Annotated in this window: 18 protein-coding genes and 2 tRNA genes; 3 read left to right on the top strand and 17 right to left on the bottom strand. The window is 70.6% G+C overall.

What is annotated here, in order from left to right; all coding sequences use genetic code 11:
* Nucleotides 1-8: 8 nt before the first annotated feature.
* The 6 genes from mreD to N4G70_RS01955 form a co-directional block, all read right to left on the bottom strand.
* Nucleotides 9-683, bottom strand: coding sequence for a rod shape-determining protein MreD (gene mreD / locus N4G70_RS01980; protein WP_261710599.1), 675 nt, complete (start codon nucleotides 681-683; stop codon nucleotides 9-11).
* A 12-nt stretch (nucleotides 684-695) separates the two neighbouring features.
* On the bottom strand, nucleotides 696-1835 hold the full coding sequence (gene mreC, locus N4G70_RS01975) for a rod shape-determining protein MreC (RefSeq protein ID WP_261710598.1): 1140 nt from the start codon (nucleotides 1833-1835) through the stop codon (nucleotides 696-698).
* Nucleotides 1836-1958: 123 nt separating this feature from the next.
* Nucleotides 1959-2978, bottom strand: a complete 1020-nt coding sequence (locus tag N4G70_RS01970) for a rod shape-determining protein (protein WP_053727412.1) — start codon at nucleotides 2976-2978, stop codon at nucleotides 1959-1961.
* 267 nt (nucleotides 2979-3245) lie between these two features.
* Nucleotides 3246-3659 (bottom strand): nucleoside-diphosphate kinase, encoded by a 414-nt coding sequence (ndk, locus tag N4G70_RS01965; protein ID WP_261710597.1) that lies wholly within the window; start codon nucleotides 3657-3659, stop codon nucleotides 3246-3248.
* Between the two features lie 87 nt (nucleotides 3660-3746).
* A complete protein-coding gene (locus N4G70_RS01960) occupies nucleotides 3747-4097 on the bottom strand; it encodes a DUF4233 domain-containing protein (protein WP_261710596.1) in 351 nt (116 codons plus the stop codon).
* Between the two features lie 4 nt (nucleotides 4098-4101).
* On the bottom strand, nucleotides 4102-5607 hold the full coding sequence (locus tag N4G70_RS01955; RefSeq protein WP_261710595.1) for a folylpolyglutamate synthase/dihydrofolate synthase family protein: 1506 nt from the start codon (nucleotides 5605-5607) through the stop codon (nucleotides 4102-4104).
* Nucleotides 5608-5708: 101 nt separating this feature from the next.
* On the opposite strand from N4G70_RS01955, the gene N4G70_RS01950 reads away from it, so the two are divergent.
* Nucleotides 5709-6716: a rod shape-determining protein gene (locus tag N4G70_RS01950; RefSeq protein ID WP_261710594.1), complete on the top strand. Its 1008-nt coding sequence runs from the start codon at nucleotides 5709-5711 to the stop codon at nucleotides 6714-6716.
* 249 nt (nucleotides 6717-6965) lie between these two features.
* Here N4G70_RS01950 and N4G70_RS01945 read toward each other — a convergent pair whose 3' ends face one another.
* Nucleotides 6966-8126, bottom strand: coding sequence for a sensor histidine kinase (locus N4G70_RS01945; protein ID WP_399033774.1), 1161 nt, complete (start codon nucleotides 8124-8126; stop codon nucleotides 6966-6968).
* 184 nt (nucleotides 8127-8310) lie between these two features.
* Nucleotides 8311-10935 (bottom strand): valine--tRNA ligase, encoded by a 2625-nt coding sequence (locus N4G70_RS01940; protein ID WP_261710593.1) that lies wholly within the window; start codon nucleotides 10933-10935, stop codon nucleotides 8311-8313.
* 137 nt (nucleotides 10936-11072) lie between these two features.
* Here N4G70_RS01940 and N4G70_RS01935 point away from each other — a divergent pair, with 137 nt between their 5' ends.
* Complete coding sequence (locus N4G70_RS01935; RefSeq protein ID WP_261710592.1) at nucleotides 11073-12062, top strand: hypothetical protein; 990 nt, start codon at nucleotides 11073-11075, stop codon at nucleotides 12060-12062.
* A 90-nt stretch (nucleotides 12063-12152) separates the two neighbouring features.
* Here N4G70_RS01935 and clpX read toward each other — a convergent pair whose 3' ends face one another.
* From clpX to N4G70_RS01910, 5 genes are all read right to left on the bottom strand, one after another.
* Nucleotides 12153-13445: an ATP-dependent Clp protease ATP-binding subunit ClpX gene (gene clpX, locus N4G70_RS01930; protein WP_261710591.1), complete on the bottom strand. Its 1293-nt coding sequence runs from the start codon at nucleotides 13443-13445 to the stop codon at nucleotides 12153-12155.
* Between the two features lie 176 nt (nucleotides 13446-13621).
* Nucleotides 13622-14305 (bottom strand): ATP-dependent Clp protease proteolytic subunit, encoded by a 684-nt coding sequence (locus N4G70_RS01925; protein WP_315904226.1) that lies wholly within the window; start codon nucleotides 14303-14305, stop codon nucleotides 13622-13624.
* Nucleotides 14306-14350: 45 nt separating this feature from the next.
* Nucleotides 14351-14959, bottom strand: coding sequence for an ATP-dependent Clp protease proteolytic subunit (locus N4G70_RS01920; RefSeq protein WP_261711336.1), 609 nt, complete (start codon nucleotides 14957-14959; stop codon nucleotides 14351-14353).
* 253 nt (nucleotides 14960-15212) lie between these two features.
* Complete coding sequence (tig, locus tag N4G70_RS01915) at nucleotides 15213-16598, bottom strand: trigger factor (RefSeq protein WP_261710589.1); 1386 nt, start codon at nucleotides 16596-16598, stop codon at nucleotides 15213-15215.
* Between the two features lie 211 nt (nucleotides 16599-16809).
* Nucleotides 16810-16886 (bottom strand) — tRNA-Pro (locus N4G70_RS01910).
* 212 nt (nucleotides 16887-17098) lie between these two features.
* Here N4G70_RS01910 and N4G70_RS01905 point away from each other — a divergent pair.
* Nucleotides 17099-17169 (top strand) — tRNA-Gly (locus tag N4G70_RS01905).
* A gap of 51 nt (nucleotides 17170-17220) precedes the next feature.
* On the opposite strand, the gene N4G70_RS01900 is transcribed toward N4G70_RS01905, so the two are convergent.
* From N4G70_RS01900 to N4G70_RS01885, 4 genes are all read right to left on the bottom strand, one after another.
* Complete coding sequence (locus tag N4G70_RS01900; protein ID WP_100579694.1) at nucleotides 17221-17415, bottom strand: hypothetical protein; 195 nt, start codon at nucleotides 17413-17415, stop codon at nucleotides 17221-17223.
* Nucleotides 17416-17725: 310 nt separating this feature from the next.
* Nucleotides 17726-20188, bottom strand: a complete 2463-nt coding sequence (locus tag N4G70_RS01895; protein ID WP_261710588.1) for an ABC transporter permease — start codon at nucleotides 20186-20188, stop codon at nucleotides 17726-17728.
* 351 nt (nucleotides 20189-20539) lie between these two features.
* Nucleotides 20540-21346, bottom strand: coding sequence for an ABC transporter ATP-binding protein (locus N4G70_RS01890; protein WP_261710587.1), 807 nt, complete (start codon nucleotides 21344-21346; stop codon nucleotides 20540-20542).
* 162 nt (nucleotides 21347-21508) lie between these two features.
* Nucleotides 21509-22654, bottom strand: coding sequence for a PP2C family protein-serine/threonine phosphatase (locus N4G70_RS01885; protein WP_261710586.1), 1146 nt, complete (start codon nucleotides 22652-22654; stop codon nucleotides 21509-21511).
* Between the last annotated feature and the right edge of the window lie 56 nt (nucleotides 22655-22710).

Below are 22710 nucleotides of genomic sequence, written 5' to 3'. Positions count from 1 at the left end.
CCCCTCGGTCACAGTCGCTTGACGCCCTTGATGCGGCCGGCGCGGGCCGCCCTGTTCCTGGCGGCCTTGATCCGCAGACCGCCGCGCTGGTTGCCGATGCGCAGACCGGTGCCGCCGGAGAGCCAGCCGGAGGTGATGTTGCTCTTGGGGCTGCCGTTGGCGGTGGTGTCGCCGAGCGGGTCGTTCTCGGCCCGCCGGGCGATCGCCATGATCAGCGGCACCGTGAACGGCGCGAGCAGCAGGTCGTAGACGGTGGCCGTGAACAGCAGGCTGGGCAGGCCGACATGGCGGGCCGCGGTGTCTCCCACCAGCGCCCCGACGGTGGCGTAGAGCAGCGTCGAGCCGATGGCCGCGCCGACCACCACCAGCATCGGTCCTGCCGCGCTGCGCAGCCGTCCGTGGTCGGGCTTGGCGAGTCCGGCGAGGTAGCCGATCACGCACAGCACCAGGGCGTAGCGCCCGGCGGCGTGGTCGGCGGGCGGTGCGAGGTCGGCGAGCAGTCCCGCGCCGAAGCCGACGAAGGCGCCCCCGACGTGGCCGTACACCAGGGCGAGACCGAGGACGGTCAGGAGCACCAAGTCCGGTACGGCGCCGGGGAGTTGGAGGCGGGCGAGGACGCTGACCTGGACGACGAGGGCGACCACGATCAGGGCGGCGGAGAGGAGGACCCTGTTGAGACGCATCTGGATCAGCTCCTACTGCTCGCCGTCGGCGTTGGCGTTGCCTTGGCCGTTCGGGTCGCCGTTGGCGTTGGGCGGATTCGGATTGGCGTTCCCGTTCGTTCCGGCCGGTGGGTTGGCGTTGCCGGCCGGCGGGTTGTTGCCGCCGGCGTCGGGCTTGGCGTTCGGGTCGGGGCGGCCGTTGCCGTTGGCCGTCGCGTTCTGGTTGGCGATGTCGGTGTTGCCCTGGCCGTTGGGGGTGGGGCTCCCGGTGGGGCTCGCCGTGACGGTGACCGTGGGCGTCGGGGTCGGCCGGGGCTTGGCGGGGAGCACCTGGTCGCGCGGGTCGGTGCGGGGGGCCTGGACGACGACGCCGACGATGTCGAGCTTGGTGAAGCCGACATAGGGGCGTACGTAGATGGTGCGCGTGAGGTCACCGCCCGAGGGGTCGACCTTGACGACCTCGCCTACGGGCACGCCGGGCACGAACGGCTTGTCGGCCTGGGAGCCGAAGGTCACCAGGCGGTCGCCGGGGTTGACCTTGGCCTTGCCGTTGAGCAGTTGGACCGACAGCGGACGGTCGCCGTGGCCGGTGGCGAAGCCGAGCTCGTCGCTCTTCTCCATCCGGGTGCCGACCGTGAAGTCGGGGTCGTTGGCGAGCAGCACCGTCGAGGTGGAGGGGCCGACGGTGGTGACCCGCCCGACCAGGCCCTCGCCGTTGAGCACCGTCATGTCGCGCTGGATGCCGTCGTTGGACCCGGCGTCGATGGTGACCGTCCAGGAGAAGCCCTGGGCCGCTCCTATGGCGACGACCTGGGCGGCCTTGATGCCGTACTGGCCCTCGCCGGCGGTCTTCAGCATCGAGTCGAGCTGGTTCAGCCGGCTGCGGTTGCGGGCGTCGCTGCCGAGCCTCTGCTTGAGGGCCTCGTTCTCGGCCTGGAGCGCGGAGATCCTGTCGTGGCGCTTGCCGGAGTCGCGTACGGCGCCGATCGCGTTGCCGACCGGGTCGACGGCGGCCGCGACCCCGTTCTCCACCGGTCCGAAGACCGCGGCGGCGGCCTGCCGGGCGCCGTCCACCGGTGAATTCGCCCCGCCTCTGATGTCGACCGTGATCAGCGCGAACGCTACGGCGATCAGCAGCACCAGGAGCAGCCGGCTCTCTCGTGTGTCCCTCACGTGCGGCGGCCGTGCCTTCCTCGTAGGAATATGGGTGATCTACAAGATCTCTTCGATCTGTATATCAACGATCCGCCGTACGGGTTGGCAGTGACCCATACGGCGGACAGCAGGCTCCGGGAGCTATCGGCGGGGCTGCGCGTCGAGCACCTGCTGGAGCGCTTCGAACTCCTCCACGCACTTGCCGGACCCCAGGGCGACCGAGTCCAGCGGGTCCTCGGCGATGTGGATCGGCATGCCGGTCTCCCGGCGCAGCCGCTCGTCCAGGCCGCGCAGCAGGGCGCCGCCGCCGGTGAGGACGATGCCGCGGTCCATGATGTCGCCGGAGAGCTCGGGCGGGCACTTGTCGAGCGTCGTCTTCACGGCGTCGACGATCGCGTTGACGGGTTCCTCGATCGCCTTGCGCACCTCGGCCGCGGAGATCACCACGGTCTTGGGCAGCCCGGAGACGAGGTCACGGCCGCGGATCTCGGTGTGCTCGTCCTTGTCGAGGTCGTACGCGGAACCGATCGTGATCTTGATCTGTTCCGCGGTGCGCTCACCGAGGAGGAGGGAGTACTCCTTCTTGATGTGCTGGATGATCGCGTTGTCCAGCTCGTCGCCCGCGACCCGGATGGACTGTGCCGTGACGATTCCGCCGAGCGAGATGACGGCGACCTCGGTGGTGCCGCCGCCGATGTCCACCACCATGTTGCCGGTGGCCTCGTGGACCGGCAGACCCGAGCCGATGGCCGCGGCCATGGGCTCCTCGATGATGTGCACCTGGCGGGCGCCCGCCTGGGTGGAGGCCTCGATGACGGCGCGGCGCTCGACTCCCGTGATGCCCGAGGGCACACAGACCACGACGCGCGGGCGGGCCAGGTACCGGCGCTTGTGGATCTTCAGGATGAAGTAGCGGAGCATCCGCTCGGTGATTTCGAAGTCGGCGATCACGCCGTCCTTCAGAGGCCGTACGGCGACGATGTTGCCCGGCGTACGGCCGATCATCTTCTTGGCTTCCGCGCCGACCGCCAGGATGCCGCCGGTGTTGGTGTTGATGGCGACGACGGACGGCTCGTTCAGGACGATTCCGCGGCCCCTGACGTACACCAGCGTGTTGGCGGTCCCGAGGTCGACAGCCATGTCACGGCCGATGAACGACATTTTGTTGCTCCCCATGAGGATGCGTCCGGCCTTCCCTAATCGAGCGTTGACGGCTTCTCAGGTCGGCGAGGTGGGTGCGTTGAGCGTGAGGCCCCATCGTAGTCCGGCCTGCGCGGACACGGCGCGGTGGTCCACCTCAGTAATGGTGACGTCGTGTCGGGGCGATGCGTTCCCGAAGTCGGCCCGCATATGCCCTGGGACGACCGAAATTCCTTCGGTCGCCCCAGGTCATGAGCGCTATATGGCTGACATCGCGTCAGTATGTGTTCAGGCGCGGCCGGGGAAGAAGAGCTTCAGCTCCCGCTCCGCGGATTCCTCGGAATCCGAGGCGTGGATGAGGTTCTCCCGGACGATGGTGCCGAAGTCGCCGCGGATCGAGCCGGGGGCCGCCGCGATCGGGTCGGTGGGACCCGCCAACTGGCGTACACCCTCGATGACGCGCTCGCCCTCGACGACCAGGGCGACGACCGGACCCGAGGACATGAACTCCACGAGCGGCTCGTAGAAGGGCTTGCCCTTGTGCTCGCCGTAGTGCTGCTCCAGGGTGTCCTGGTCCAGGGCGCGCAGTTCGAGGGCGGTGATCCGCCAGCCGGCCTTGCGCTCGATGCGGCCGATGATCTCGCCCACCAGCGAGCGGCGGACGGCGTCCGGCTTGAGGAGGACGAGGGTGCGCTGCGTCATGGTGTACGGCTCCTTGGCAAACGTGTGCGGTCCGCCGAGATTACCGGGTGTAGCGAAACGCCCGGCACCCGGTCCCGCCAAGGGCCGTCAGGCTCCCGGCTGTGCCTCGGCCGCCGCGGCGAACCGCGCCTTCGCCTCGTCGATCTTGCGGCCGTAGTGCACCGAGGCCCACCACAGGGCGCCGAACAGGAGGCCCATGAAGAACATCAGCGGAACGACGAAACCGCTCGCGATCAGGGCGACCTGAAGGGCCCAGCCGAGCTCGACCCCGCCGCGTCGGCCGAGCATCCCGCACAGCAGCACCGAGAGCAGCATGCCGATCCCGCACACCGTCCACACGGTGGTGGTGGCGAGATGGGGGTCCTTCATCGCGACCAGGCCCGCGAAGGCGATCACGAAGAATTCACCGATCAGGGTGGACGCGCAGAGCGTACGCATCGGCTCAGCCCCTCTTCAGCAGCAGCCGGGCGTCGCCGACCGTGAACACGGAGCCGGTGACCAGGACGCCCGCGCCGGCGTACTCGTCCTCCTCCTCGGCCAGCGTGATGGCGGCCTCGATCGCGTCGTCCAGACGGGGCTCGACGACCACCCGCTCGTCGCCGAACACCTCGACGGCGAGCGCGGCCAGCTCGTCCACGTCCATGGAGCGCATGGAGGTGTTGGCGGTGACGACGACCTCGGCCAGGACCGGCTCGAACGCTTCGAGGACGCCCTTGACGTCCTTGTCGGCGCTGGCGGCGATCACGCCGATCAGGCGGGAGAAGCCGAACGCCTCGGTCAGGCCGTCCGCGGTGGCGCGGGCGCCCGCCGGGTTGTGCGCGGCGTCGAGCACGACGGTGGGCGAGCGGCGCACGACCTCCAGACGGCCGGGCGAGACGACGGAGGCGAACGCCTTGCGGACGGTGTCCAGGTCGAGCGGGCCCGGCTGCTGGGAGCCGACGCCGAAGAACGCCTCGACCGCGGCGAGCGCCACCACCGCGTTGTGCGCCTGGTGGGCCCCGTACAGCGGCAGGAAGACGTCCTCGTACTCGCCGCCCAGGCCGCGCAGGGTCAGGAGCTGGCCGCCGACGGCGACCTCGCGCCGCACGAGGCCGAACTCCATGCCCTCGCGGGCCACGGTGGCGTCCGTCTCGACGGCCTTCTTCAGCATGACCTGGGCCGCGTCGACGGGCTGCTGGGCGAGGATCACCGTCGCGCCCTGCTTGATGATCCCGGACTTCTCGACGGCGATCTCGGCGGGCGTGTTGCCGAGCCGGTCGGTGTGGTCGAGGTCGATGGGGGTGACGACGGCGACGCCCGCGTCGATGACGTTCGTCGCGTCCCAGCTGCCGCCCATGCCGACCTCGACGACGGCCACGTCGACCGGGGCGTCCGCGAAGGCGGCGTAGGCCATGCCGGTGAGGACCTCGAAGAAGGAGAGCCGGAACTCCTCCTGCGCGTCCACCATCTCGACGTACGGCTTGATGTCCTCGTACGTCTCGACGAAGCGCTCGGCGGGGATGGGCAGGCCGTCCAGGCTGATCCGCTCGGTGATCGACTGGACGTGGGGCGAGGTGTAGCGCCCCGTGCGCAGCTCGAAGGCGCCGAGCAGGGATTCGATCATCCGGGCGGTGGAGGTCTTGCCGTTGGTGCCGGTGATGTGGATCGTCGGGTAGGCGCGCTGCGGCTCGCCGAGGACGTCCATCAGGGCGGCGATGCGGCGGACGGACGGCTCCAGCTTGGTCTCGCCCCAGCGGCCCGCGAGCTCGGTCTCGACCGCGCGCAGCGCCGCGTCCACCTCGGGGTCGGCGGGCCGGCCGGGCACGGCCTCGCCCTGCGGCGCTCCGCCGTGGGTGCGCAGGGTGCGGCTGCCCGCTTCGATCACCGCCAGATCGGGGTCTCGATTGGTCTCGGCTTCGACAATTCCGTCGAAGTCATCGGCTTCACTGCGGTCGGGCTGCTCGGTCACGGGACCAGTCTACGGAGGGGTACCGACAGGACCTTGGACCCGCCCCTTTCGGGACCTTCGGCCCCCGGGTCCCCCGGCCTCTCCCGGCAAACTTGGCGATCATGGACATAGGGATCGACCTCGGGACCGCCAATACGCTTCTGTACGCCCGCGGGCAGGGCATCGTGCTCAACGAACCATCCGTGGTGGCGATGAAGGAGGGCGGCCGCACGGCTCTGGCCGTCGGCACGGAGGCCAAGGAGACCATCGGCCGCACGCCCGGTTCGATCACCGCGATCCGGCCGCTGCGGGACGGGGTGATCAGCGACTACGAGGCGGCCGAGGAAATGATCCGCCACTTCGTGAAGAAGGCCGTGCCCGGGCGCAGGCCGCGCACCCGCATGGTGGTGTGCGTGCCGAGCGGGGTGACCCCGGTGGAGCGGCGGGCCATCGTCCACGCCGCGCAGCGGGCCGGCGCGAAGGCCGTGCACCTCATCGAGGAGCCGATGGCGGCGGCGATCGGGGCCGGCCTCCCGGTGGCCGAGCCGCGCGGTTCGATGGTGGTGGACATCGGCGGCGGCACCACCGAGGTCGCCGTGATCTCGCTCGGCGGCATCGTGACCTCGCAGTCCCTCAGGGTGGGCGGCGACCGTCTGGACACCGCGATCACCGACTACGTACGCAAGGAGCACTCGCTGCTCATAGGCGAGCGCACCGCCGAGGACGTCAAGTGCGCGATCGGGTCGGCCTGGCCGGTGCCGGGCGACGAGGAGCTGGAGGAGCGGACCTTCAGGATCCGGGGCCGCGAGAAGGTGCGGGGCCTGCCCAAGACGCTCTCGCTCACCGCGCGCGAGGTGCGGGCCGCCCTCGACGAGCCGGTGGAGTCGATCATCGCGGCGGTGAAGGTGACCCTGGAGGAGTGCCCGCCGGAGCTGTCCGGGGACGTGATGGAGCACGGCATCGTCCTGACCGGCGGTGGCGCGCTGCTGCCGGGCCTGGACCTGCGGATGGCGTCGGCGACCGGCATTCCGGTCTTCGTGGCCGACGACCCGCTGGACTGTGTGGTGCTGGGCTCGGGCAAGTGCGTGGAGGACTTCGACGGGTTGCAGAAGCTGCTGGCCGGCGCGTAGGCCTTCTCCGCAGCCCGGGGCCACCGCCCTGCCGGCCCGGCACTGGCCCACCTACTAGGGGCGCGGGGAACTGCGCGCCCAGCCCACGACGGGCCGCACCGATCCACGTACACGCGGAAGCGCGACACCCCGGTGCCGGGCACCTTCGTCCGCGGACCATGGGACCCGTTCGCGCAGTTCCCCGCGCCCCTGGAGAGTTGGGGGCTGGGCGGCGCCGGCAGGGAAGGCCCCCGGGGAGGGCAGCCCCGGTCAGCCGATCGCGCCCGCCGGGAGCGTGGCCCGGACCTCGTACGTCGTGTCGGTACGGGTCGTCGCGAGCGAGCCGCCCATGCTCTCCACCCGCTCCCGCATCGAGAACGTGCCGGTCCCGGTGGAGACCGGGGCCTTCACCGGCGCCGAGCGCGGCAGCGGGTTCTGCACGGTGACCACGAGGTCCCCGGCGGCGAGCCGGATCGTCACCGCGACGGGCTCGCCCCGGGCATGCTTGACCGCGTTGGTGAGGCACTCCTGGACCACCCGGTAGACGGCCGCCTGGCGCAGCGGGGACAGCCGGTGGACGTCCTCCTCGATGTCGAGGCCGACCGGGGTGCCCGCGAGCCGGCTCTCCTCGGCGAGCGCGTGCAGCCCGTCGATGCCGGGGGTCGCGGTGCGTTCGTCCGCGCGCCGCACGATGATCTCGTTGAGCATGAGGTGGGCCCGGCGCGCGGTGTCGGCGAGCTCCTCGAAGTCCTTGTGGTGCGGCTCGTTCCTGGCGCGCAGCGCCAGCACCTCGGAGCGCACCGCGAGCATCGTCAGCTCCCGGCCCACCATGTCGTGCACGTCCCGGGCCACCGAGACCCGCTCGGCCTGCACGGCGTGCAGGGCCGCGGACTCGGCGCGCTGGGCCTCCAGTTCGTGGACGAGGTCGTGCCGGTAGGCGGAGATGCCGACGCCCGAGGCGAGCACGCCCACCGGCACCACGATCGCCAGGAACGAGCTGAGCGTCTCGCCCCGGATGTCGGGCCAGCCCGGCAGGTTGAACAGGACGTACGCCACCGCGATGTATCCGCAGGTGGCGAGGATGCCCGCGCGCCGGCCCCGGAAGCGGCCCAGCGAGTACAGCGCGAACTGGACCAGGTTCAGCTGGTGCAGCCAGCCCAGGAAGAACAGGGCGACCAGATACGGCAGCCACGGCCACCGGCGCCGCAGCAGCAGGGTCGCGGCCCCCAGGGCCAGGACGGGCGGCGCGGTGTAGCTGTTGAGGGAGTTGTCGCTCCGGGCCAGGCCCGGCACGTCCAGGACCATCAGGCCGAAGCAGCTCAGCGCGATCAGGATGTCCAGGGCGCGCTCCTCGCCCACCCAGCGCGTGCCCATCGCCCGCGCCGCCGCCAGCGCGCGCTGTGGCGCGGAGGTGGGGAGCGGGGTGTGCATGCCTTCCATCATCCAAGGTCTTTGGGCCCGAACGCCCGAGTCGAACGGCCCCCATGTAGTGATATGTCGCACGTGCCACTCGGCGCTCACCCGGTGCCGGGCCCCGGGACTCCCACCGCGCGCATGAGGAAGGCCCCCGGGACCGAGGTCCCGGGGGCCTTGCTCAGCTCACCATGACGGCCGGTCAGCCCTGGGGCAGCGACGCGATCTGGCGGGCGATGCGCTCGATGTCGGCCTCGGCCTTGGCGAGCCGCGTACGGATCTTGTCGACCACGTTGTCCGGGGCCTTCGCGAGGAAGGCCTCGTTGCCGAGCTTCTTGTTCGCGTCCGCCTTCTCCTTCTCGGCGGCGCCGAGGTCCTTGGTCAGGCGCTTGCGCTCGGCCTCGACGTCGATGGTGCCCGACAGGTCGAGCGCGACCGTGGCGCCCGCGACCGGCAGCGAGGCGGTGGCGTGGAAGTCCTCACCGGCCGGCTGGAGGCGCAGGAGCTGGCGGATGGCCGCCTCGTGCGGGGCCAGCGCCGTACCGTCCAGGGTCAGCTCGGCCGGGACCTTCTGGCCGGGCTGGAGACCCTGGTCGGAGCGGAAGCGGCGGACCTCGGTGACGACCTGCTGGACCAGCTCGATCTCGCGCTCGGCCGCCTCGTCGCGGAAACCGCTGTCCCGCGGCCAGTCCGCGACGACGAGCGACTCGCCGCCGGTCAGCGTCGTCCACAGGGTGTCGGTGACGAACGGGACGATGGGGTGCAGGACCCGCAGCATCACGTCGAGGACCTCGCCCAGGACCCGGCCCGAGACCTTCGCCTGCTCGCCGCCCGCGAAGAACGTCGTCTTGGACAGCTCGACGTACCAGTCGAAGACCTCGTCCCACGCGAAGTGGTAGAGCGACTCGCTGACCTTCGCGAACTGGTAGTCCTCGTAGTACGCGTCGACCTCGGCCACGGTCTTGTTCAGGCGCGACAGGATCCAGCGGTCCGTCGCCGAAAGCCGCTCCACGGGCGGGAGTTCACCCTCGACGGTGGCGCCGTTCATCAGCGCGAAGCGGGTCGCGTTCCAGATCTTGTTGGCGAAGTTGCGGGACGCCTGGACCCAGTCCTCGCCGATCGGCACGTCCGCGCCGGGGTTGGCGCCCTTGGCCAGGGTGAAGCGGACCGCGTCCGAACCGTACGCGTCCATCCAGTCGATGGGGTCGACCGCGTTCGGGTTGGACTTCGACATCTTCTTGCCGAACTCGTCGCGGACGAGACCGGTCAACGCGACCGTCTTGAACGGGACTTCGCCGTCCATCGCGTACAGGCCGAACATCATCATCCGGGCGACCCAGAAGAAGATGATGTCGTGGCCGGTGAGCAGGACGTCGGTCGAGTAGAACTTCTCCAGGTCGGCGGTCTTCTCCGGCCAGCCGAGCGTGGAGAAGGGCCACAGGCCCGACGAGAACCAGGTGTCCAGGACGTCGGGGTCCTGGCGCCAGCCCTCGCCGGTCGGGATCTCGTCGTCGGGTCCGACGCAGACGACCTGGCCCTCGGGGCCGTACCAGATCGGGATGCGGTGGCCCCACCAGAGCTGGCGCGAGATGCACCAGTCGTGCATGTTGTCGACCCAGTCGAAGTACCGCTTCGACATGTCCTCCGGGTGGATCTTGACCCGGCCGTCGCGGACCGCGTCACCGGCGGCCTGCGCGAGCGGGCCGACCTTGACCCACCACTGCATCGAAAGGCGCGGCTCGACGGTCGTCTTGCAGCGCGAGCAGTGGCCGACCGAGTGCATGTAGGGGCGCTTCTCGGCGACGATGCGGCCCTGCTCCTTGAGCGCGCCCACGACGGCCGAGCGGGCCTCGTAGCGGTCGAGGCCCTGGAAGGGACCCGGGACGGTGATGACGCCGCGCTCGTCCATGATCGTCATGGATTCCAGGCCGTGGCGCTGCCCGATGGCGAAGTCGTTCGGGTCGTGCGCCGGGGTCACCTTGACGCAGCCGGTGCCGAACTCGGGGTCGACGTGGGTGTCCGCGACGACCGGAATGGAGCGGTCGGTCAGCGGCAGCTTGATGAGCTTGCCGACGAGGTGCTTGTACCGCTCGTCGTCGGGGTGGACGGCGATCGCGGTGTCGCCCAGCATCGTCTCGGCGCGGGTGGTGGCGACGACCAGGGTGTCGTCCCCCTCGCCGTACTTCAGCGAGACCAGCTCGCCCGGGTCGTCCTGGTACTCGACCTCGATGTCCGAGATGGCGGTCAGACAGCGCGGGCACCAGTTGATGATGCGCTCGGCGCGGTAGATCAGCTCGTCGTCGTAGAGGTTCTTGAAGATGGTCTGGACGGACTTGGACAGGCCCTCGTCCATCGTGAACCGCTCACGCGACCAGTCCAGGCCCGCCCCGAGCCGCTTGAGCTGGCCGAGGATGCGGCCGCCGTACTCGCCCTTCCACTGCCACACGCGCTCGGTGAAGGCCTCGCGCCCCAGGTCCTGGCGGGACTTGCCCTCCTCGGCGAGCTGCTGCTCCACCTTGTTCTGGGTGGCGATGCCCGCGTGGTCCATGCCGGGCAGCCACAGCGTCTCGTAGCCCTGCATCCGCTTGCGGCGGGTGAGCGCGTCCATGAGCGTGACCTGGAAGGCGTGCCCCAGGTGCAGCGCCCCGGTGACGTTGGGCGGCGGGATGACGATGGTGTACGGGTCCTTCTCGGACCCGGCGTCGGCGGTGAAGTAACCGCGCTCCACCCAGCGCTCGTACAGCTTCCCCTCTACCTCGGCCGGCGCGTACTGGGTCGGCAGTTCGGTGGTGGGCGCTGGGTTCTGCTGCTGAGTGTTCTCGGTCACGGGGTCAGTTTAGGGGTGTCACCGGCCCGCACCGAAACGGGAATCTTTCGTAACGGTGGGGCCCCCGATGCGCGAGGTCGGCGGCCGTTCCGCGAGGATGTTCGGATCGGATGAACATCCCTAGGGGGAACCCAACCATGAGCTACAACCAGCCGGGCCCGTACGGTGGCCAGCCCCAGCAGCCCGGCCCCTACGGCCAGCAGCCTCCGCAGCAGCCCCCGTACGGGCAGCCCGGTCCGCCGCAGCCCGGCTACGGCTACCCGCAGCAGGCCCCGCAGGGCGTGCCGCCCCAGCAGCCCGGCCCCTACGGCCAGCAGCCGCAGCAGCCCTACGGCTACCCGCAGCAGCAGCCCCCGCAGTACGGCCAGCAGCCGCCGTACGGGCAGCAGCCGCCGTACGGTGGCCCGACGCACCCCATGCCGTCGGTTCCCCCGAAGAAGAAGACCGGCCTGATCGTCACGGGGGTCGTCGTGGCGCTCGCGGTGATCGGAGGCGGCGTGTGGTTCCTCACCAAGGGCGGCGCCGACAACGGGGACGTGTCGGCCGACACCAAGGGCTACAAGGTCGTCTTGCCCGCCACGGTCGAGGACTACAAGAAGGACGCCAAGGGCGACGACACGGCGCCGATGTCGGACGAGCAGAAGAAGAAGGCCGAGGCCGCCGGCGTCAAGAACCCGCAGCAGACCGGCGCCTCGTACGCCTCCGGCGACCCGAAGGTGAACCCGCTGACCGCCAAGTCGCTTCAGATCAACGCCTATTGGGGTGAGATCAGCGACCCGGCGAAGGTCATCGACGCGTCGTTCCAGAACGCCAAGGACAACACCTCCAAGAGCAAGACCATCAAGGTCGAACTCATCGGCTCGCCCAAGCTGGTCAAGCCGGCCGGGTTCAAGGGCGCCCTGATGAAGTGCCAGGACATGAAGTTCACCAACTCCGGCGCCGACGGCTCCCTCGGCAAGGGGCCCAAGGAGTTCACGGCTCCGGCGTGCGTGTGGGCGGACTACAGCACGTACGGCGTCGTGCTCCTGATGGACATCGGCAAGGCCTCCACGGGTGGCGGCGCGAGCCAGGAGGACGCCGCCAAGCTGACGGCCTCCGTCTACAACACGGCCCGTCAGAAGGCCTAGCACCAGGAGCCCCGCACACGCCAAAGGGCCGCCTGGTCAAGGAAGTTGACCGGGCGGCCCTTTGCCGTGTCCGAGAAGTCGAGCGCGGTGCTACGCGCTCTTCTCGTGCCGTCCGTCGTTCTTCACGATGCGGGGCTCGCGCGGGACCAGCGTCGGGTTGACGTTGTTGCGGACCACGTCGGCGGTGATGACGACGCGGGCGACGTCCTTGCGGGACGGCACCTCGTACATCACCGACTGGAGGACCTCCTCCATGATGGCGCGCAGCCCTCGGGCGCCGGTGCCGCGCAGGATCGCCTGGTCGGCGATGGCCTCCAGGGCCGGGCGGTCGAAGTCCAGCTCCACGCCGTCGAGTTCGAACAGGCGCTGGTACTGCTTGACGAGCGCGTTGCGCGGCTCGACCAGGATCTGGAGCAGGGCCTCGCGGTCGAGGTTGTGGACCGAGGTCAGCACCGGGAGGCGGCCGATGAACTCCGGGATCATCCCGAACTTCACCAGGTCCTCCGGCATGACCTCCTGGAACTGGTCGCTGGCCTCGATCTCCCGCTTGGAGCGGATCGTCGCGCCGAAGCCGATGCCCTTGGCGCCGGCCCGGGACTCGATGATCTTCTCCAGGCCCGAGAAGGCACCGCCCACGATGAACAGCACGTTCGTCGTGTCGATCTGGATGAACTCCTGGTGGGGGTGCTTGCGTCCGCCTTGGGGCGGGACGGAGGCGGTGGTGCCCTCCAGGATCTTCAACAGGGCCTGCTGGACGCCCTCGCCGCTGACATCGCGGGTGATCGACGGGTTCTCGCTCTTGCGGGCGACCTTGTCGATCTCGTCGATGTAGATGATGCCGGTCTCGGCCTTCTTGACGTCGTAGTCGGCCGCCTGGATCAGCTTCAGGAGGATGTTCTCGACGTCCTCGCCGACGTACCCGGCCTCGGTGAGGGCGGTCGCGTCGGCGATGGCGAACGGCACGTTCAGCATGCGCGCCAGGGTCTGCGCGAGCAGCGTCTTGCCGGAGCCGGTCGGGCCGAGCAGCAGGATGTTGGACTTGGCGAGCTCGATCGCGTCGTCCCGGCTCTGCGCGCCGCCGTTCTCGCCGGCCTGCACACGCTTGTAGTGGTTGTAGACCGCCACCGAGAGGGCCTTCTTGGCGGGCTCCTGCCCGACGACGTACCCCTCGAGGAACTCGTAGATCTCGCGCGGTTTGGGGAGTTCCTCCCACCGCACCTCGGAGGACTCGGCGAGTTCCTCCTCGATGATCTCGTTGCAGAGGTCGATGCACTCGTCGCAGATGTACACCCCGGGGCCTGCGATGAGCTTCTTCACCTGCTTCTGGCTCTTTCCGCAGAACGAGCACTTGAGCAGGTCGCCGCCGTCACCGATGCGTGCCACGAGGTGCTTCCCCTTCGCCTGGGAGACGCCATGTGCGCCGCCTCCTGGTGCTTACTGCGGTTTCCGGGGGGACGCCCCCAGACCCCCTACCGACGGTACCTTGCCGGGACCCCCGTTCGGGCCCCCCTTGGCGCGGTTCACTTCCACGTGGACCGCGCCAAGCTCGCCGAAGCGGGTCAGGCGGCCGCGGAGGTCGTCGTCTTGCGGGTCGACACGATCTGGTCGACCAGGCCGTAGGACAGCGCGTCCTCGGCCGTGAGGATCTTGTCGCGCTCGATGTCGTCGCGGATCTTCTCGATCGGCGTCGTCGAGTGCTTGGCCAGCATCTCCTCCAGCTGCGAACGCATCCGGAGGATCTCGTTGGCCGCGATCTCCAGGTCGGAGAGCTGCTCGCGGCCGGTGCCGCCCGAGGGCTGGTGGATCAGGACGCGGGCGTTCGGCAGCGCCATGCGCTTGCCCGGCGTACCGGCGGCGAGCAGGACGGCGGCGGCGGAGGCCGCCTGGCCCATGCAGACCGTCTGGATGTCGGGCTTCACGAACTGCATCGTGTCGTAGATCGCCGTGAGGGCGGTGAAGGAACCACCCGGGCTGTTGATGTAGATCGAGATGTCACGGTCGGGGTCCATCGACTCCAGGCACAGGAGCTGCGCCATCACGTCGTTGGCGGACGCGTCGTCGATCTGCACACCGAGGAAGATCACGCGCTCCTCGAAGAGCTTCGCGTACGGGTCGTACTCACGCACGCCCTGCGAGGTGCGCTCGACGAAGCGCGGGACGATGTAGCGGTTGTCGACCTGCGGGCCGGTGTAGAGGCCGGCGGCGTTGGCCGAGTTGAAGTTGCTCATGGGGGTGTTCACCATCCTGGTGGCGTTCAAGTGGGCAGGGGTAGCGGTGCGGGCCGGGGCTCAGGCCCCGGTGCCGCCGCCGCCCGGAACGCCCGAGGCAGCGGAGATGATCTCGTCGATGAGGCCGTATTCCTTGGCCTCCTCCGCCGTGTACCAGCGGTCGCGGTCGCCGTCGCGGATGATCGTCTCGACGGTCTGGCCGGAGTGCGCGGCAGTGATCTCCGCCATGCGCTTCTTCGTCCGGATCAGGTACTCGGCCTGGATCTTGATGTCGGAGGCGGTGCCACCGATACCGGCGGAGCCCTGGTGCATCAGGATGTCGGTGTTGGGGAGCGCGAAGCGCTTGCCCGCGGCGCCACCGGTCAGCAGGAACTGGCCCATCGAGGCGGCCATGCCCATGCCGATGGTGACCACGTCGTTCTGGATGTACTGCATGGTGTCGTAGACCGCCATGCCGGCCGTCACCGAGCCGCCGGGGCTGTTGATGTAGAGGTAGATGTCCTTGTTCTGGTCGGCAGCGGCCAGCAGGAGCATCTGGGCAGTGATCTTGTTGGCGATCTCGTCGTCGACCTGCTGGCCGAGGAAGATGATGCGGTCGTTGAGCAGTCGGCTGTAGACCTGGTCACCGAGGCCACCACCGAGGGACGGCTCACCGGCGGCGTAAGGCATCAGATTCGTCACGTATCCACCTGCTCGTCTCTGACGGCTTCAACCGTCTCAGCGTCTTCGTTCCGGGGGCGCGGACTCCGGCTCGCCAGACTCCACCACCCTCGTATTCATGGACCCTAACGCGCAGGTGGGACAACGCCATCCCGGTTCCCGAACTGTTCGCTCGGAGCGCAAGGTGGTTGAAGCGGAATTCGGTACGAAGAAGGGCCCGTACGCGGCTGCGCAGGGCCCTTCTCAGCGGTCAGAAGGAGGCTCAGGCCTCGGTCTTCTCCGCGGTCTCGGCCTCGGCGGACTCGGCCTCGACGGCAGGCTCGGCGGCCTCGTCCTCGGCGTCCTCCAGGTCGACGACCTCACCGTTGGTGTCGGTGACCTTGGCGGCCTCGACGACGACGGCGAGCGCCTTGCCGCGGGCGACCTCGCCGACGAGCATCGGCACCTGACCACCCTCGACGACGGCCTGGGCGAACTGGTCCGGGCTCATGCCGGAGGAGGCGGCACGCCGCATGAGGTGCTCGGTGAGCTCCTCCTGGTTGACGTTCAGCTTCTCCTTGTTGACGAGCTCGTCCAGGATGAACTGCGTCTTGATGCCCTTGACCGCCTGCTCCTCGGTCTCGGCGGTGAACTCTTCCTCGGTCTTGCCCTGGATCTCCAGGTACTTGGCAAGGTCGATGCCCATCTGGCCGAGCTGGTGGTGCTCGAGGTTGTGCTTGCGGGTCTGGATCTCGTCCGCGAGGAGCTTCTCGGGGATCGGGACCTCGGCCAGCTTCAGGAGCTCGTCCAGGACGCGCTCCTGGGCCTGGGTGGCCTGGTCGTACTGCTTCATGTTCTCGAGGCGCTTGCGGCTGTCGGCCTTGAGCTCGTCCAGGGTGTCGAACTCCGACGCGAGCTGCGCGAAGTCGTCGTCCAGGGCGGGCAGTTCACGGGCGGCGACCTGGGTGACCTTGACGGTGACCTCGGCCTCCTTGCCCTCGGCCGAGCCGCCCTTGAGCTCGGAGGTGAAGGTGGCCTCGCCACCGGCCTCCAGGCCCTTCACGGCGTCGTCGATGCCCTCGAGGAGCTCGCCGGAACCGATGGTGTACGAGACACCCTCGGCCACGCCGTCCTCCAGGACCTCGCCGTCGACCTTGGCCTCGAGGTCGATCGTCACGACGTCGCCGTCCTCGGCGGCACGCTCGACGGGGGAGGTCGAGGCGAAGCGCTCGCGGAGCTGCTCCACGGACTTCTCGACGTCCTCGTCGCTGACCTCGACGGCGTCCACGGTGACCTCGATGCCGGAGTAGTCCGGGATCTCGATGGTCGGGCGGATGTCGACCTCGGCGGTGAAGTTCAGCGTGTCGCCGTCCTTCAGCTCGGTGATGTCGACCTCGGGCTGACCCAGCGGGTTCAGCTCCGCCTCGTTGATCGCCTCGGTGTAGAACTTCGGAAGCGCGTCATTGACGGCCTCTTCGAGCACGGCGCCACGACCGAACCGCTGGTCGATCACTCGGGCCGGGATCTTGCCCTTACGGAAGCCCTTGACCGTGACCTGCTGGTTGATCTTCTTGTACGCCGCGTCGAGGCTGTCCTTGAGCTCCTCGAAGGGCACCTCGACAGTGAGCCGAACCCGAGTCGGGTTCAGGGTCTCCACGGCGCTCTTCACGGTTCGGTCTCCTTGTGGCTGACTTCTTTGGGTTTCTGCCGCAGACCGACGGTCTGGAGCGGATGGGGCCCGGTACATCGGATTCATCAGACACACGGGCACGCAGCTTGCATAGTAACCGCAAGCGGGATGCCTCCCACAATGTGATCTTGATACGCGGAGAACGCGGAGATCTCGAACGTCATCGGACGTCATCGGACATCGGTGACGCTGGTCGGGGTGGCGGGATTTGAACCCACGGCCTTCCGCTCCCAAAGCGGACGCGCTACCAAGCTGCGCCACACCCCGTCGGTGCGAGACGTAGGGTACATGCCCGCGGGGGCCGCGTCGGCCGCTTTGTTCGGGGCGTTCGTCCGGCGGGCTCGCGCCCGGATCGGCTCGGCCGGGTGCGGTCCGGCCGGGTCCGGACGGTGGCCGGGAAACGCGGTGTGCGCGTACGGGGGGTGACCCGCTACGATGCTCTACGTGCCGGGGTCGCGATGACCTGCGGCGCGATGCTTGCGGGCGTAGCTCAATGGTAGAGCCCTAGTCTTCCAAACTAGCTACGCGGGTTCGATTCCCGTCGCCCGCTCTCAACGGTCCGAAGGGCCCGGCAGCCGAGCTGCCGGGCCCTTCGGCGTGCTCAGAACTTGATCTGGTTGATCGTGTCCGCTATCGAGTTCAGGAAGCGCTGGATCGAGGGGGCCATGCCCGTCGATGCCAGGAAGAAGCCGAAAAGTATCGCGACGATGGCTGGGCCGGCCTTGATGGAGCCGCCCCGGATGAGCACCACGAGGACGACCGCCAACAGCACCACGGCTGACAGTGAAATGGCCACAACTGATCACACACCCTTGGTCGGTCCGCCTTGCCGGCCCGAGGGCATGTCGCACACACCCCCGCGAGAACCATCGTGCCACCAACACCCCTGTGGTTGTTCCCGGGTGACGGACACACCATGTATGGATCCGGCCAACCGCGAGCCGGGGTCCAGGGGTTCACTTGCTCACGAGGCGCCCCGGGCGGCCGGGTACGGGGCGGCCCGGGGCGCCCCGCCCGGCGACGTCCCCCTTCAACCGCCCGCGCGCGTACGGCAGTTCGGCGAAATCTGGCCATCGGCTCGGCAGCGTCCGCACGCCTCGGGCGCTTCACGCGGCGGTCTTCAGGGCCGCGCGGGCGGGCAGGGCGGTCGCGGCCAGGCCGAGGACCAGGATGCCGCCGGCGAACGAGCCGTACAGGAGCGGCGGTATGTACGGGGCGCGGCCGGTCAGGCCGTTCACCATCGGGACGAGGGTGGCCAGGGCGATCGCGCTGCCGAGGGCGATGCCGGCCGCGACCACCACGAGAGCCTCCCAGCGGATCATCTTGAGGACCTGGCGGCGGGTGGTGCCGATGAGGCGCAGGGTGCCGAGTTCGCGGCGGCGGTCGAAGACCGTCATCACCAGGGTGTTGACGGCGGCGACGGCCGCGAAGCCGCCGAGGACCGCGGCCATCACGGTGTTGGCCCAGGCGTTGACCTCGCGGTCCGTGCTCTGCGCGGTGGCGTGGCCCGCGGCGTCGGTGACGTGGCCGAGGGCGGCGAGGGGCGCGGCCGCAGCGGGTGCGGCCCGGGTGAGCAGGGTGGTGGGGTTGGAGTGGCTGAGGTGGGCCTTCAAGTCGGCCTGCGGGAAGGTGACTTGGGCAAGGCCCAGGCCTCGGTCGTAGGTGGCCACGATCTTCGGGGAGGCCTTCGTGCCGTCGGGCAGCAGCAGCGGGAGGCGCTCTCCCGGGCGCACGTGAGCGGCTTCGGCGAGGGAGGCGTCGAGGGCGACGGTGCCCGGGGCGAGGGCGGCCAGGGAGCCGGTGCGCAGACCCAGGTCCTGGACCTTGGCGAGGTCGGCGCCGGTGCCGGTGACGCCCTGGGCGGAGGCCTGGCTGGGGGTGTAGCCGGTGCCGCCGTTCGGGATGAGGACGGAGGTGCGGGTGAGGCCCACCGCCGTCTCGACGCCGGGGATGGCACGGGCGCGGGCCACCGCGTCGGAGGGCAGGCCCGCGGGGTCGGTGACCACCTGGTCCGCGGTGATGCCGGCCCGCTGCTGGTCCTCGATCGCCCGTTCCTCGCTGGTGTGCAGGAAGACCAGGACGGAGGAGAACGCCATCGCGAGGACGATGGGGGTGATCGCGGAGGCCAGCCGGCGGGCGTTGGTACGGGTGTTGGCGGCGGCGAGCGAACCGGCCGCGCCGGCGGCGCGCAGCGGGAGGCCGAGGACGGCGGCGCAGCCGCGGGCGATCAGCGGGCCGAGCAGGGCGACGGCCATCATGAACAGCATGACGACGCCGAGGGCGGCGTTGGCCGCGTCCTCCCCGGTCTCGGAGGCCGCGAGCCCGGCGAAGGAGCATCCGCCGACGACGGCGCCGACGCCGAGGACGGTACGGATCCAGCCGGGGCGCAGGCGCTCCACGGCGGACTCGGCGAGCGCCTGGCCGGGCTTGATCTTCGCGGGGCGGCGGGCCGCGGCGGCGCCGGCGCACAGGGCGGTCACGACGGTGGCGCCGACGGCGACGAGCAGCGGCAGCGGGGTGATCGACAGGTCAACGGTGGGCGGGATCGCGCCCTTGTCGCGCAGCTGCCCGAACCACCAGGTGGCGAGCGCGACTCCGGGCAGGCAGCCGAGCGCTCCGGCGAGCGGGGCGACGAGCAGGGCCTCGGTGGCGATGGTGCGGCGGATCTGGCGCGGGGTGGCGCCGATGGCGCGCAGCAAGGCGTACTCGCGGCGGCGCTGTCCGACGGAGAGGGCGACGGTGCCGGCGGCGGTGAACACGGCGACCATCGTGGCGACGCCGCCGAAGGAGCCGCCGAGGCCGACGAGCACCTCCTTGGCCTGGGCGAGGCCCCCGTCCTCGACGGTGGAGCGGTCGTCGCCGGTGTGCACCCGGGCCCGGTCGCCGAGGGCGTGCCTCACCTGGGCGGCGAGGGTGTCGGTGGAGACGCCCGGCTTGGGCAGCACGGCGATCGCGTCGACCTTGCCGGGGTGTCCGGACAGGGCGCGGGCGTCGGCATCACTGAGCCAGATGCCGGGGCTGCGGGCGGCGCCGGTCGTGCCGGTCGTGCCGGAAATCGTGAACTCCCTTGTGCCGCCAGGGGTGTCGAGGGTGATCCGCTCCCCCACGGCGCCCGTCGTGGTGACGACCTCGCCGGGGCGGGGCGCGGCGCCGGAGGTCGGCTTCGTACCGGTGAAGGCGGTGGAGGCCCAGTTGTACGCGGTGACGGGGACGTTCTTGTCGGTACGCACCGGCACGGCGAGGTCGGCGATCGCTGCGGCGGCGCCGGGGACCGAACCGGCCCTCGCCACCAGGGAGTTGTCCAGACGGGCCCGGTCCGGCAGGGGCAGGGCCTCCTCGTCGCGGTCCTCGCCGGAGCCGATCGTGTAGCGCAGGCTCTGGTCGGCGGCGGCCACGACGGGGGCGGCGGCGTAACGCTGGGGCGGCACGGACGCGGTGATCCCGGTCGCGAGCAGGAGACCGCAGGCGGAGACGATCATCGCGGCCATGAGCAGGGCGACGAACGTCCCGGCGAACGCGGACGGTTTGAAGCGGATGGCTGCGCGGGCCAGGCGGTTGGGGGCGTGCATAGGGGGACTCCTGCGGAGGGCTGGCGGAGGGGGCGCTGGGCGGAGGGGTGCGGGGCCTGTGGGTGGTGAGTTGGGTGCGGGCCGTCTTGGGCTGGGCGCGCAGTTCCCCGCGCCCCCAAGGGCGGACCTGTGCGCCGGGGTGCGGCGGGGAGCCCACCGGGGTGCGGGGCCTGTGCGTTGGGGCTCGGGTGCGGGTCGTCTTGGGATGGGCGCGCAGTTCCCCGCGCCCCTAGCAGGATCGATGCTGGCCCGCATCGGCCACCTCAGCCCCGTCCGGCTATTGAGGACGCGCGCCGTTCAGGCGCGAACGGGGTCTGGGGCAGAGCCCCAGGGGCCGAACCGATCAACCCGCTAGGCCGCCACGCTTACCCGGCGGGTCGTCAGGGTTGTCATGCGGGTGGCGATCTGGGCGGCGGAGGCTCGCGACAGGGCGTCCACCATCGAGCCGTCCGCGAGGAAGAGGACCTGGTCGGCGTAGGCGGCGGCCGAGGGGTCGTGGGTGACCATCACCACCGTCGCGCCGAGGGAGTCCACCGCGTTGCGGAGCAGGGCGAGGACCTCGGCCGCGGTGGTGGTGTCCAGGGCGCCCGTCGGCTCGTCCGCGAAGATCACGTCGGGGCGGGTGACCAGGGCGCGGGCGATCGCCACGCGCTGCTGCTGGCCGCCGGAGAGTTCGCCGGGGCGGCGGGCGCCCTTGCCCTCCAGGCCGACCTGGGCGAGGAGTTGGGCGGCCCGGTGCCGGTCGGGGCGGTCGCCGGCGAGCCGCATGGGCAGGACCACGTTCTGCTCGACGCTGAGCGAGGGCAGCAGGTTGAACGCCTGGAAGACGAAGCCGAGTCGGGAGCGGCGCAGTTCGGTCAGCTTGTTCTCGCTCATGCCGGTGATCTCGGTGCCGCCGAGCCGCACCGAGCCCTCGCTCGGCCGGTCCAGGCCCGCCGAGCACTGGAGGAACGTCGACTTGCCGGAGCCGGAGGGGCCCATCACCGCGGTGAAGCTCGCCCGGGGCAGGGTGAGGTCGATGCCGCGCAGGGCGTGCACGGCGGTGGCGCCGCGCCCGTACTGGCGCGTGACGCCGCGCAGTTCGACGGCCCAGTCGTGGCCGGGCGCCGCGTCCGCCGCGGTCGTCCGCCGTGTGTTCTTGGCCCGTCGCAGTGCCATGGCCCCTGCCCTTCGCTCGCTCCGGCCGACGCGTTCGCGCCGACCCTTCGAACCTAGGGAGCGGGGTGGGGTGGGGGCCATGGCGGCCGCCGGTGGATCAAGGGTGGGGCTGGCCCCACCACCGGAGCCCGGCCCTCCCCCGGGGCCGGGTCGGCGCGGGGCTCAGGCGTCGCGCCTGATCAGCAGGAGGGCGCGGTCGTCGTTGACGTCCTTGGCGACCGCTTCGATCAAGTGCCAGGCCGCCCCGCCGAAGCCCGTGGTGACATAGCGGTCGGCCTCGCCGGTCAGGCGGTCGATGCCTTCGCCGATGTCGCGCTCCGAGGTCTCCACGAGGCCGTCGGTGAAGAGCATCAGGACGTCGCCGGGAGCCAGCGAGCCCTTGGCCGGGTGGAATTCGGCGCCGTCGTAGACCCCGAGCAGGGGGCCTTCGGCGGCCTGCTCCTGCCAGCGGCCGGAGCCCGCGTGGAGTTGCAGGGCCGGGGGGTGCCCGGCGGAGAGGAGTTCGTAGTCGCCGGAGTCGAGGTCGAGGACGAGGTGGATGGCGGTGGCGAAGCCCTCGTCCCAGTCCTGGCGGAGGAGGTAGCCGTTGGCGGCGGGCAGGAAGGCGTGCGGGGGCAGCGAGCCGAGGAGGCCGCCGAAGGCGCCGGAGAGCAGCAGGGCGCGCGAGCCCGCGTCCATGCCCTTGCCGGAGACGTCGGTCAGGACGATCTCCAGGGTGCGGCCGCCGCCGGTGCGGGCGGCCACGACGAAGTCGCCGGAGAAGGACTGGCCGCCGGCGGGCCGCAGCGCCATCTCGCGGTGCCAGCCCCGGGGCAGCGGCGGCAGCGCGCTCTGGACGCGGATGCGTTCGCGCAGGTCGAAGAGCATGGTGCCGCCGCGCCGCCAGGGCACCCCGACCCGGGCCCGGAACTGTGCGATGAGCAGCCCGAAGAGTCCGCAGGCCGCCACCACCAGGACGGTGCCGGGGGTGACCCGGGAGGGCCCCGCGGTGTAGGGGCCGAGCCGTACCGATTCCACGATCAGCGCGGTCGCGGCGGCCGCGTACAGGCCGAGGAGGTTGGCGGGGCGCAGCAGGAGCCCGCCCGCCACGATCGGCAGGACCAGGGCGGAGGGGGCGCACCAGAGCGGCGCGAGGAGGGTGCCGCAGGTGATGGCGGGAACGGTGAGGAGCAGGGCGGCCAGCGCGACCCAGTCGGAGCCGTCGCCGCGGAAGTAGTCGACGCCGGATCTGCGCACCGCGTTGCGGACCCGGTGCAGCGCCTTGCGCCACCGGGCGGTGAACGAGTCCGCTCTCATCGCACGTGCCATTGCCGAGGACCCTATCCAGCCGGTGGCGCCGCGCGCAGGTGACCCCCGGCGCCCGG

Origin of the sequence: Streptomyces sp. ASQP_92 (assembly GCF_025399895.1) — a bacterium.
Classification (GTDB): Bacteria; Actinomycetota; Actinomycetes; order Streptomycetales; family Streptomycetaceae; genus Streptomyces.
This window is presented reverse-complemented; position numbering and strand designations above follow the sequence as displayed.